Raw genomic sequence first — 10,864 nt, forward strand, 5'->3', positions numbered from 1 at the left:
GAATGGAGGCGAAGCCGCAATGGAAGAGACGTCGCCGTGCCTGCGTTTGTTAAGCCTAAAACTTCTCGATCTCACCTTTTCCTACCTGAACAGCGGCGTTATATGAAGACACCCCTGCATGCCTGGCAGCACCAGCAACATCGTTCTTAACTACTCTAATAGCACTTTCTCGTGTTACATCGTCATTGAAAGAGCATTTCCAAGCCGTGGTAAGGCCAGCGAGCTTAGACCATTTTTCTTTTTTCAAATACTCATAAAACTTTTCTCGTTTCTCTGAACTAACGCCATTTTCAAGGTCTAGTGTCAGTAAGGCTTTGTATCCCATGTCAGCTCCTTATAGGTTGGTCCTACCCACGAAAAATAGACACTCGGTTATGCGCATCTGCGCTCGTATTCCACCGGGCTGAGATAGCCCAAAGCGGAGTGTCTTCTCTTTCGGTTATAAAAGATTTCGATGTACTCGAAGATAGCGGATTTGGCCGCTGCGATCGACTCGAAACACTCAGCGTAGATCAACTCCACCTTAAGCCGACTAAAGAACGATTCCATCGGAGCATTATCCCAACAATTTCCTTTACGGCTCATGCTCGGTACACAACCCCTTGAACGCAGGTAATCCTGGTAACCTGTCGACCGATACTGAACACCACGATCCGAATGCACAATCAGCCCTGGGTTCACCTCTCGGCGTCCATAGGCCATGCTCAGGGCATCGGTAATCAGTTGCTCTGTCATGCTCATATCCAGCGACCAGCCAACAATATGGCGCGAGTACAAGTCCATCACCGTCGCCAAATAAAGCCAGCGGCCACTCACCCAGATGTAGGTAATGTCGGTCGTCCACTTCAGGTTTGGAGCCGACGCTGCAAACTGACGCCACAGCAGGTTGTCTGCCACGTTCGTCATCGCCTCAGACGTGCGACTGTATTTAAAGGCCTTGCCGTTGCGGGCTCGAATAGCCTTCTCCCGCATGATCCCGGCCACATAGTTCACGGAGCATGGAACACCGGTTGCGCTCAGTTCCTGGGCAATCCGGGGAGCACCATAACGAGCTTTAAAGCTGGCGTAGGTCTCCATGATGGCCGCTTCCGTGACCGCTCTGCGCTTCTCCCTGAGGCTGGCTGGGCGCTGTCTCCAGCGGTAGTAGCCGCTGGCGGAAACCTCCAGCACCCGACACATCAACCGAACGGTATACGACTGACGAAACTGATCCATCAGCGCGTACTTCACTCTTGGGACTTCGCGAAGTACGCAGACACCTTTTTTAGGAACTCGTTCTCCTTCTTCAAGATCTCCATTTCGCGTTTGAGCTTCCGCATGGCTTCGCTCTCAGCCTTGGAGTAATCGACACCATCAACGCTATTAAACTGTTTATCAGACAGACGGGTAAACTGACGACGCCAGTTGTAGATCTGGCCGGGATGTATACCCAGTTCCCGAGCAACGGACGCTGCCGTGCTACCCGGTTGATCGGCTCTTCTGACGGCTTCCCGACGGAATTCCTCAGTGTAGGCTTGGGTCTTTTTGCGACTCATGAAACACCTCCGCGCTAGGGGCTACCCTAACTATAGAAGGTGTCTACTATTCATGGGTAACTCGGAAGGCTAACGCCAACAGCATGCGCGGCTGCGGAATGGAGGCGAAGCCGCAATGCAGTAGACGTCGCCGTGACTGTGATTGTTATATTCCTACCTCGGACACGCCTATGGTTTCGGGCTCACCGTGAGCTTGGCTAACCCACTCCTTCATTTGTTCATGGTCGAGGACGAACTGCAAATATTCTGAAGATACCGCCGAGACCTTGATCCCGTAGGTTTTAAATCGCGACGCAACTGGTGCGAACATGCAATCTGCAATAGAGAACTCACCGAACAACCAAGGGCCGGCACTCGCATAGGTTTCTCGGTACTGCGACCAGATTCGGTCTATCCGAGCTATCTCTCGCTCAAGGGTTGCATTAAAAGGGACTCTGCGTCCGATTGCGCGGCAATTCATTGGCAATTGGCCTCGAATTTCTGTGAAACCCGAGTGCATTTCTGCGCAGCAAGATCTTGCTTCCGCTCGTGCACGAACGGAACTTGGCCATCCGCGACCATCCAGATACTGCTCTGAAATATACTCGCAGATTGCCAGCGAATCCCAGATGACCAAGTCCTTGTCTTTAAGCACCGGGACTTTCCCTGCATCGGTATGCTGGGCAAGCGCAGTGTATGTATCGTCTTGATTCAGCGGAATCCGCACTTCCTTAAAAGGTAACTCGTGGACTGACAAAAGTAGCCAAGGCCTTAACGACCATGACGAGTAATTCTTATTCCCTATTACGAGCTCCAAAGTTCACTCCTTGAAATATAACGCCCATATTCAGCGGCGGCCTTTGCGTAGCGAAGCGGAGAAAAGGCCGTCCGGTGGAGGCCCATTAGGGCCGGAACGAACTGCAATAATTTGTTAAGCATTTTCGAGGACATACTGCAGCAGGGTATGGCACTCGTGCCGGACAGTCTCCATAGCTATTAAGTTGCCTAGCATATAGCCATTTTGGTTCTGAATTGACGAGGACATGTCACACTGAATGCCTTGCCCACTTCCTTTAAAGAACTCATCCTTCTTGCGTCCCTTACCCAAAAAGTATTCATCCGAGTGCTCACGCATGTCTCGCACGTCGACAGCATCTTGCGTTGCAGCAATGAATGATTCCAGCCGTTCTTTTAACTCTTTGGGCGCGTGATGAACTAGCTGCTTTGCAAAGCGGACACCCATAACAGCAGCCGTGAGGGCGTAGTGTTCTTCAAACATTCGCCGCTTGTGAAAATCATCGTCGAATGAAAAGGGCTTATTTACGCTATGCAAAAACGAGTCGCACCTATGTACCGCCTCATCTAGCCAACTAACTAAGAAAAACCGTGTTGTATCCTTTTGCTCGGCGTCCATGAGGACTCCCTTTTAGTGCTTAACGCGGAGCACAGCGGCGCCACGACAGTGGCGTCCGGCGGCCATCGGCCGCGTACTGCTGCGAATGGTTAGAAGCCAGCGTAATCCAAAGCTTAGTTCTCATGCCGTCCTCCTGTGACCGAAAAATCCAGCGAACCCTGTACTTCGCCGTTCACGAAAAGACGAGTGCCATCAGAAAACTGTAAGACGACTTCACTGCTCTGATGCCTTATAACACCCGTGAGAACCTTACCTATCAGCAATTCCTCAATAGCTTTGGCCTCGCGTTCCAGAGTGGGTTTTTGTTCAGTGCTCATACTTTGGGCCCGTAAGGCTTTTAACGCCAAGCTTAGCGGCGCCACGTCAGTGGCGTCCGGTGGACGGCCCTTGGGCCGGGAATGCTACTCCCCCAAAAAAGTGGACACGCCCCATTAGTTAGCTTCCTCGAACTCTAACGGAGTCCGGTAATCAAGACTACTGTGGAGCCTTTGGGTGTTATAAAAGCACTCAATATAGTGTTTTATATGATGTCGTAGTTGGCGAAGCGTGACAAAGCTGGTGGCATGCAGCAATTCTCCCTTCAGATTTTTGAAGAACGACTCAACCTCGGCATTGTCAGTGCAATAACCTGGGCGGCTCATGCTATGACGAATCTTGTGACGCGTGAGCATGTCCTGCATTTTCAGTGCCCTGAACTCGGTTCCGCGATCCGTATGAAACAAGAGTCCTGGCGACGGAGAACGGTCTGCAATAGCCTGTTTGAGTGCACCGCGAGACAGTTCATTGTTCAGACTGCTTTCCAGTTTCCAACCGACGATACGGCGCGAAAACAGATCCAGAACCACCGCCAAAAACACGTTCTTCCGTCCCATTTTTATGTAAGTAACGTCGCTGCTCCATTGCTGGTTTACACCTGCTGGTTTTTCCAAGGTTAGGCGATAATTTGGCCATGCTTTAAGGATCGCTCTTCTCGTCAGCAGCCGCCGGTAGATCCTGTGGGTTCGTGCTTTCATGCCCCAAACCCGCATCAGTCGAGCAACACGGTTTTCACCCACACGAACGCCTTGCCTTTTAAGGGCGCGGTACACCTTCGGGCTGCCATAACGGCCTTCACTCTGATCGTATATCCTCCGTATTAGAAGCAACAGATCAGCGTTCTCAGAGGCACGTTTACTTGGCTTCCGGTTCGCCCAGGCATAGTAACCAGATCGCGAAATATCCAAGTGGCGACATAAGGCTTTTACGCCGTGTTCTCGTCGGTGTTTCCAGACAAACCGGAACGCTTCTGTCGTTCCTCGGCCTGAAAACGTTGAAACTTTTTTAGGATGTCATTCTCCTCCTGAAGCTCTGCTATTTGTCGCTTCAACCGGTTGATTTCATCCTGCCCACTGATCTTTTTCTTCGCTTCCGCTGGTGCTCGCTTGACCCGTTTCATGGCGAATTTCCCCTCACGGTGTTCCTTTCTCCAGCGTGACAGCATGAAAGGGTGAATATCCAGCGCTTCCGCAACGCTCTTAACACTTCGGTGTGCCTGGTGGCTCCATTCAACAGCTTTGACTTTGAACTCGATGGTGTACTTCTGGGTCTTCTTGCCAGTTTTGATTGCAGGCACCGGTTTTCTCCCTCTGCGGAGTTATCGATGCGTGTCTACTGAAGTGGGGGAGGTGCAGAACGTACTACAGCGACTGGTTAGTGCTTTTTTGCAGTGACCTGCTTCTTGGTCGCCGCTAAGACCTGCATAAATAATTGTTTTTTAACGCAATTAAGATCAAAACTGTAGCTTTCATATCCCAGTGCGCTCTATTCTGATCTAGAAAATTCACAACGTCGTCAAGAAGCATTGAAATGGTCACATCTTTCGGGATACACGCCACTGGTGGCGCCTTTGTTCCCTCGTAAAGCCTAATCATCTCTGCAAAACCAGTTATCAGTCCCAAGCAATGCCCAACGTAGACCTCCTCGCCGAGAGGCAGGCTGTCATAATTGAAGTTGTCCTGAGCCGCTGCGTAACATCCTTTGTAGATCTCACCACCTGTAAGCGCCCAAGCATTGCTGGAGAATAGGCAAACCACGCCAAACAAAAGAAAAACTCGAATTTTAGTCATAACCACTCCCAATTCAATGCACGCCACCCAGGCACTAACGCGAAGCTTAGCGGCGACCTTGTAATGGAGGCGAAGCCGCAATGAAAAGGGCGTCCGGCGGCCATCGGCCGCGTACTACAGCGACTGGTTAGAAGCCGGTTCACCCGATGGTATCCGGTCCACACCAAAGCGCCCATGCGTACTCCAAAGAAGCCCCGCACAAGCTCACGATCCAACACCGATACAAACCACCAAACTACCCTGCCATTTCTGAATTGGCGGCGAACGGCCCCACAACTTGGGCATTTTGCTGATAACCCGGAAGAAGCCAATACTGGCTTCCAGATTGGACGACGAAGTTGCTGGCCTTGGCCATGACGCGAAACCAGAAACCATCACCCGATTATCCGCCAAGGCCCATGCACCCAACCACCAAAAAATTACCGTAGCCTTGGCTTATAACGCGAAGCTTAGCGGCGACCTTGGAATGAAGGCGAAGCCGCAATGTAAAGGGCGTCCGGCGGCCATCGGCCGCGTACTACAGCGACTGGTTAGTGCGAGGTTTTGACCAAGCCCGCCCCCTGGCACTGACCGTGACCGCCTACTCCGTAACCCAGCACCGGCATTTGCCGATGCTCGTCGTTTGAAAACACCGCCGACGATGCGGCGAACAAACCTGAACTCAAAAGGTAGCAGATCCAGAGCGAGTTTTCGGCGGACAGCCCCACACGGTGAACACCGAAACCGCTACCAACACCACCAATTGCCGAGGCAACCAAACCGGATGCGGATTCTGACGGCCTTGGTGCTCACCAGATTACGCGGGTTTTGCAACCAAGCCCGGCACCAAGGCCACTGGTATACCGCAAACCAAAAGGACCGAAGCCCCAGCCACTAACGCTTGCAGCATGCGCGCCTATGGAATGGAGCCGAAGGCGCAATGCAATGGGTGTCGCCGTGCCTGCTCTGGTTAAGCAGTTTTACCAACGAACGGGGTCCGATTCGAATTCGCTCTGTTCGAGCCGCTCCAAGAATGAAAAAGATCCTGGTACGTTGTTTTTTACCTCGCACCATATGCCTGAAATCAACGGTTTCTCAAGATTGTCCTTGATGCCACTTCTCCACTCAGCCCAACGCGCCTTGCTAACCCGCCTTTTTGACCTCTGATAAACCTGCTCGTTACAAAGATCAAGGTAGTTGTATATTGCTTCACGTGCTTCGTTATGATTGTGTCCGTTTAGCTTCTTACCAAGGAGGGCATCGACAGGAACTCTGTACATTAATTCTCGGTACTGCTGGTCGTAAGAATCCTCAAAAGACGCGCTAGCCAGCTTCCTGGACTGCCAGATTTGCCAGGCTGCGATAAGAACACCAACCGCTGTAGCTGCTGATGCAATACTATTTAAATCCATGAGCTACCTTCTACTGCATAACGCCAATACGAAGCGGCGCATCTCACGCGTCCACCTTCCGTGACTTGTTAGGGCTTGGGGTCAATGCCAAACTTTTTGGCAAATTCAGGATCGACCCAAACCGATTTAACCTGCCCAGGCTCCAATTCCACTTCTGACGGAGCTGCACACCCGGCGATAAACTCATTGATAGAATTCGCCATGATCGTAAATTCGCTGGCTTCATGATCCCAAAAATAAATTCTTCGATTCTCTCTGACGAAATAGTTTCCACACTCATCTTCAGCGATCACATCTGACTCTGAAAGTTCTTCAGGAAACGGTGCCGCGGTCTTTCTAATGACCCCGTACTCACTGCCGTCACTGGTTCTGAAGACTTTGCCGAAAATTTGGTTCACGATTATTAGCCCTAACGCCAATATTAAGCGGCGCCCGACAAGGGCGTCCGGTGAACGGCCGCCAGGCCGGGAACGAACTTGAATGACTGGTTAACAGTCACTCGGTAACAACCGAAATTTTACGGGCGCCATAACCAGCCTTGTTTTGCTTGAGATATTCCACCAAATGAGCCATGTCGCGACTGAGCCTGAACTCAATTTCAGGTGAAAATGACATCCCAAAAAAGCGACCGTTCCGAGCTGTATCAAGCTCCCTAATTGTGTGCGCCAACACCAAATTAGCCATTCTTATCTGTTTTTCTGACGCAGGCACTGTGGTGAAGGGCTTGTACGTTGTTCCTCGCACCCTGCCTTCAGGTAGGGCCCCACCGACGTCGGTCACGATTTTTTTTGCATCAACGGTGATGTCTAGGGAAAACGAGACTCTAGCGCCACTTTTGCAATCGCGCGCTTCCACGTGTTCTCTCGACAACCTGAGCTCAAACTTAGGGGCCAACATTCTCTACCTGACTGTTAACGCCTTGCTCACCGGGAAATTGGGAGCGCAGCGAGTAATTTTTCCGAGTGCAGCAACTTGTTATGTGTGCGATCTCAAACATCGTACTCGTCGTGGCGGCGATTCCATACATACGGCTCAGTCTGCGGCCAACCTTCCGGTGAATCTTCCCACGTTTCTTGTCGACCAAACGGGGTCAAGTCTAAGTAAGTCCAGAGACTGCCGAGATATTCGACACCACGTGCGCCGGTATAGTAGGTGCGATAGATCTCATTTCCGTCGCGAATAAAAACGCTAACACCGTGCCTTTCGCCTTTATCCGTTGTTGCACCAAAATCGAAGTTGAAGTCGCTCTCGTATGACGAATACCATGGGATAGGAGTAGACCAGCCCATCCGCGACCTGTACTGCTCAAGTTTTCCCCGAGGCGCACGAGACACTAGAACCAACGAGGTATCGCGAGCATGCAAATGAGCCGGATGGGTCATAGCATCTACGGCCCATGAGCAGCCATCACATCCCGCCCCCCACTCAGGGGAAAACATGAAATGATAAACAATAAGCTGACGACGCCCTTCAAACAAATCCAATAAGGAAGACTTGCCGTTTTCTCCCTGGAACGTATAGCGCTTATCCACCCTTACCATTGGCAACTTCCTACGCTCAGCGTTCAGTGCATCCCTTGCTCGAGTCAATTCCTTTTCTTTTATAAGAAGTCGATCCAGCTTTATTCTCCATTGCTCTGGAGAAACAACTTCCGGTAGTGGTTGCTTATTAGTTGTCATAGTCTGATTCACCTATTAGTTCCAAGTGAGTGGCAAGTGACCGGCAGCCGTGGGCTGCGAAGGATTACACTTGATTGTGTATTGGTGTCACAATCACCCTAATTCGCTAAATTGAGCTGCCAAGACACACCATACCTATCATTTAGCCACCCAAATTTTTGACTAAATCCATAGTTCTCCAAAGGCATTAGCTCTGAGCCACCTTCGGCGAGAACCCGAAATGCTCTCTCTATTTCAGCGGCTGATTCACACTCAACGTACAATGACATGGAGGGTGTAAAGGTAAATTGGTGGTCAAGATGACTGTCCAGCGCCATAAACTCGGTGCCATTTATCGTAAACCTAGCCATTCTAGTAGAACCTTCTGGTTCATGCTCGCCAGCTTCGTATCGCTGAAGATCAATGATCTCTGAACTAGGGAACAGAGAGGTATAAAGCTTGATTGCCTCCTCGGCTTTTCCAGCCTGTTCCCCGACAAACATAAGCGACGTCTTAATAGATTTCATCTGCTCCTCCATTCTTATTTGTTCACATAACGCTTTTGTTCAGCGGCGACCTTTTTGCAGCGAAGCGGAGAAAAGGGCGTCCGGTGGAGGGCCATCCAGGCCCGGAACGAACTGGAACTATTTGTTAGATTCTAGGCGGTCATGCTCTGAGAGAGCCTCTATGAGACCTCTGAAAGCGTCAACCGCACGCACATGAAACGCTGTGTCGTAGTCATTGTGATACTCCCGACCGGGTAGCTGAAAGAAGTGCATCCGATTTCGAGCCTCCCACAGCCAATCAAGATCCTCTTGCAGCCAGTCATCAATTATTCCAGCGTCTTTTAGATATTCAGTTCGCCCCTTAAAGCCCTTTCCGCAGACTCCATGCAAATAATTTTTTGTGAGGCTTTCACAGAGTGAACCCAGTAGGAACGCATAGAGTTTGGTGAGCATTTCCTGCGGGATACCCCATATATCGGTTCGCAGGCTGAGCCACAACACAGCGTCAGAAAGAATCAGGGTGTATGCCAAATTACTTTTGAGGTTTGGATCGCGAATAAAAGATATTCTGCCCCTCTGCATGTCAGCCGTGCGAATGAAACCACGCGGGAACCGTACTTTTGCCTCATGCATCTCCGACCTCGGACGATTGTTCTGAGCGCAATAGTTGTGGATTTCCTGCAGAAGGTCTCCGGCTTGAGCGACAGCGGCTTTCAATTCTTCATCGTTACTTATCGGCATATGCACCCAAAAAATCTAACGCCGCATTCAGCGGCACGTCCGCTGCAATGCTTTGTTAACCTTTTCCGTGTTCAGCTTTAATTGCACGCTTACGGCTAATATTACTAACCTTTCGGCCAATTAAACTTTCCACCTCTTCTCGCACAATGTTGGTTGGAAAGTCTGGCTTCACGTCAGCGGTAAGGTGCAAGTGATCCGGATCCAACTCCATAACACCAACATTTTTTAATGCGGGGTGAGAGATTAACATGCTTAATTTTTCATTAATGTCTGGTCTTTCACCGTGTCCTAAGCAGATATCAATACCACGGTCAGAATTTTCTTTAAAATGATTTCTGGAAACCCATCCTCTATCCATTCTTTGTACAGATCGCCGCAGATTTTTTAGCTCTTCTAAAATATATTCCTGACCAGAAACCTCCTTCTGATCAATTTTTGCAACCTTAAATTCACCGAAATGCTTTAGAAAAGTTGTGTAGTTTTCGTCTGTGGTTGACTTCTTAAATGTTGCTTGTATTTTTGCAGATAGCTTTTGTTTGAATTCAACAATCTGGCTAAATCTTAGATCACGCGGATATTCTAGATGTTCAATTGCAGAGGTATCAAAAGAGTAAGATGTTTTGTCATCTTTAATAATTATCGTAGGTTTATCAAATGCAAGTCGTAACCCCAGCTCAAACATCACATTAGGATTCTTGCAGCTCACATCGCAGACAACTATCGGATTATCATAAAGATTCTGTATGATTCTCTTGTGGATTATTCCGACCTCATCGGAATTGCTAACTAAATTCCCTTCAAAGCCCGCATCATCGACCGCTTCGTTAATAATCTCAAGTACTTCCGACCAATGCGTTTCAGCACATCCGTCAATGCTTGAAATGGGCATCACTATTCCACAAACTTTTGTTTCCTTACTCTCAGCCATGAGGCTCTCCTGATTGATGGTTAACGCCTTGCTCACCGCGCAAATTTTAGATGGCGACTTTTGTGCGTCTTTTTGCACAAAAGGTGACGGCTAAAATTTGTCCGGTGGAGCTACTTGTTAAGCTTTGTTCCACGCCGAAGCCCAAAGCCAATCGATGTTGTTATTAAATGCAAAATCAAAAAGGTAATTAGCCCCGCTGAAATGCTAATAAAAAATGCCATTACTAGCGACAGGAAGCCAAAACCTATAATGTTTTGCTGCCATCCAATTTTTACATCTTTTTCGTTGAGATCGCACCAATCCCACCAAATGATATTCCACCATAGGCTTGAAGCGGCAACGTACTCAATAACCCAACGTCGAACGCCCGTGATACCTCTTGATTTTAATTCAGCTTCAAGCCCTTCGATATAATCATTATCGAATTGCGTATCTAAATATCGATCACCGATTATTGAGAATGTGCTTCGTTCCATATTCTAAAACTTAACGAAATATGTTCACGTGCCGGAGCGAAGCGCAGGTCGCGTGCAACGTGTTGTTAAACGGAACGTCCAGAAAGACTGTCATATTGCTCTTAGTCACAGGCCACTCCATACCTGGAAGA

The 10,864-nt window shown here is 49.4% G+C and carries 15 protein-coding genes and 1 pseudogene; all 16 read right to left on the bottom strand.

Features of this window, described 5'->3' with window-relative positions:
* Positions 1-55: 55 nt before the first annotated feature.
* Complete coding sequence (locus FFI90_RS19015; protein WP_144780337.1) at positions 56-325, bottom strand: hypothetical protein; 270 nt, start codon at positions 323-325, stop codon at positions 56-58.
* Positions 326-372: 47 nt separating this feature from the next.
* Positions 373-1,257 (bottom strand): annotated as a pseudogene (locus FFI90_RS19020) (IS3 family transposase); the annotation flags it as partial.
* Entirely contained in the window at positions 1,227-1,535 is a 309-nt protein-coding gene (locus FFI90_RS19025; RefSeq protein ID WP_071268458.1) for a transposase, read from the bottom strand. The pseudogene FFI90_RS19020 and the gene FFI90_RS19025, both read right to left, overlap by 31 nt.
* Before the next feature lie 145 nt (positions 1,536-1,680).
* On the bottom strand, positions 1,681-2,331 hold the full coding sequence (locus FFI90_RS19030; RefSeq protein WP_144780339.1) for a glutathione S-transferase family protein: 651 nt from the start codon (positions 2,329-2,331) through the stop codon (positions 1,681-1,683).
* A 114-nt stretch (positions 2,332-2,445) separates the two neighbouring features.
* The gene (locus FFI90_RS19035; protein WP_144780340.1) at positions 2,446-2,928 is read right to left on the bottom strand and encodes a hypothetical protein; all 483 of its coding nucleotides are present in this window, start codon (positions 2,926-2,928) and stop codon (positions 2,446-2,448) included.
* Between the two features lie 113 nt (positions 2,929-3,041).
* On the bottom strand, positions 3,042-3,245 hold the full coding sequence (locus FFI90_RS19040) for a hypothetical protein (RefSeq protein WP_144780341.1): 204 nt from the start codon (positions 3,243-3,245) through the stop codon (positions 3,042-3,044).
* Positions 3,246-3,359: 114 nt separating this feature from the next.
* Positions 3,360-4,540, bottom strand: a protein-coding gene (locus FFI90_RS19045; protein ID WP_144780342.1) for an IS3 family transposase whose coding sequence is annotated in 2 segments (ribosomal slippage) — positions 3,360-4,241 and positions 4,244-4,540 — 1,179 coding nt in all. Because the reading frame shifts where the segments join, the coding sequence is not laid out codon by codon here.
* Positions 4,541-4,655: 115 nt separating this feature from the next.
* Complete coding sequence (locus FFI90_RS19050) at positions 4,656-5,033, bottom strand: Rap1a/Tai family immunity protein (protein WP_144780343.1); 378 nt, start codon at positions 5,031-5,033, stop codon at positions 4,656-4,658.
* Between the two features lie 959 nt (positions 5,034-5,992).
* Complete coding sequence (locus FFI90_RS19055; RefSeq protein WP_144780344.1) at positions 5,993-6,424, bottom strand: hypothetical protein; 432 nt, start codon at positions 6,422-6,424, stop codon at positions 5,993-5,995.
* Positions 6,425-6,492: 68 nt separating this feature from the next.
* Positions 6,493-6,822 (bottom strand): SMI1/KNR4 family protein, encoded by a 330-nt coding sequence (locus FFI90_RS19060; RefSeq protein ID WP_222120537.1) that lies wholly within the window; start codon positions 6,820-6,822, stop codon positions 6,493-6,495.
* 97 nt (positions 6,823-6,919) lie between these two features.
* Entirely contained in the window at positions 6,920-7,279 is a 360-nt protein-coding gene (locus tag FFI90_RS19065) for a hypothetical protein (RefSeq protein WP_144780345.1), read from the bottom strand.
* A gap of 134 nt (positions 7,280-7,413) precedes the next feature.
* Positions 7,414-8,103 (bottom strand): DUF899 domain-containing protein, encoded by a 690-nt coding sequence (locus FFI90_RS19070; RefSeq protein WP_144780346.1) that lies wholly within the window; start codon positions 8,101-8,103, stop codon positions 7,414-7,416.
* A 98-nt stretch (positions 8,104-8,201) separates the two neighbouring features.
* The gene (locus FFI90_RS19075) at positions 8,202-8,609 is read right to left on the bottom strand and encodes a VOC family protein (protein ID WP_144780347.1); all 408 of its coding nucleotides are present in this window, start codon (positions 8,607-8,609) and stop codon (positions 8,202-8,204) included.
* Positions 8,610-8,726: 117 nt separating this feature from the next.
* On the bottom strand, positions 8,727-9,329 hold the full coding sequence (locus tag FFI90_RS20165) for a hypothetical protein (RefSeq protein ID WP_186318022.1): 603 nt from the start codon (positions 9,327-9,329) through the stop codon (positions 8,727-8,729).
* Between the two features lie 55 nt (positions 9,330-9,384).
* Positions 9,385-10,257: a hypothetical protein gene (locus FFI90_RS19085; protein ID WP_222120538.1), complete on the bottom strand. Its 873-nt coding sequence runs from the start codon at positions 10,255-10,257 to the stop codon at positions 9,385-9,387.
* 110 nt (positions 10,258-10,367) lie between these two features.
* Complete coding sequence (locus FFI90_RS19090) at positions 10,368-10,733, bottom strand: hypothetical protein (RefSeq protein WP_144780348.1); 366 nt, start codon at positions 10,731-10,733, stop codon at positions 10,368-10,370.
* Positions 10,734-10,864 lie beyond the last annotated feature (131 nt).

This window comes from Marinobacter maritimus, from assembly GCF_007671675.1.
GTDB classification, from domain to species: Bacteria; Pseudomonadota; Gammaproteobacteria; order Pseudomonadales; family Oleiphilaceae; genus Marinobacter; species Marinobacter maritimus.

Excerpts from the sequence above, each read along its gene's own strand:
- FFI90_RS19015 (WP_144780337.1), bottom strand. The coding sequence starts at position 325 with ATGGGATACAAAGCCTTACTGACACTAGACCTTGAAAATGGCGTTAGT.
- FFI90_RS19025 (WP_071268458.1), bottom strand. The coding sequence starts at position 1,535 with ATGAGTCGCAAAAAGACCCAAGCCTACACTGAGGAATTCCGTCGGGAA.
- FFI90_RS19035 (WP_144780340.1), bottom strand. The coding sequence starts at position 2,928 with ATGGACGCCGAGCAAAAGGATACAACACGGTTTTTCTTAGTTAGTTGG.
- FFI90_RS19040 (WP_144780341.1), bottom strand. The coding sequence starts at position 3,245 with ATGAGCACTGAACAAAAACCCACTCTGGAACGCGAGGCCAAAGCTATT.
- FFI90_RS19050 (WP_144780343.1), bottom strand. The coding sequence starts at position 5,033 with ATGACTAAAATTCGAGTTTTTCTTTTGTTTGGCGTGGTTTGCCTATTC.
- FFI90_RS19055 (WP_144780344.1), bottom strand. The coding sequence starts at position 6,424 with ATGGATTTAAATAGTATTGCATCAGCAGCTACAGCGGTTGGTGTTCTT.
- FFI90_RS19070 (WP_144780346.1), bottom strand. The coding sequence starts at position 8,103 with ATGACAACTAATAAGCAACCACTACCGGAAGTTGTTTCTCCAGAGCAA.
- FFI90_RS19075 (WP_144780347.1), bottom strand. The coding sequence starts at position 8,609 with ATGAAATCTATTAAGACGTCGCTTATGTTTGTCGGGGAACAGGCTGGA.
- FFI90_RS20165 (WP_186318022.1), bottom strand. The coding sequence starts at position 9,329 with ATGCCGATAAGTAACGATGAAGAATTGAAAGCCGCTGTCGCTCAAGCC.
- FFI90_RS19085 (WP_222120538.1), bottom strand. The coding sequence starts at position 10,257 with ATGGCTGAGAGTAAGGAAACAAAAGTTTGTGGAATAGTGATGCCCATT.
- FFI90_RS19090 (WP_144780348.1), bottom strand. The coding sequence starts at position 10,733 with ATGGAACGAAGCACATTCTCAATAATCGGTGATCGATATTTAGATACG.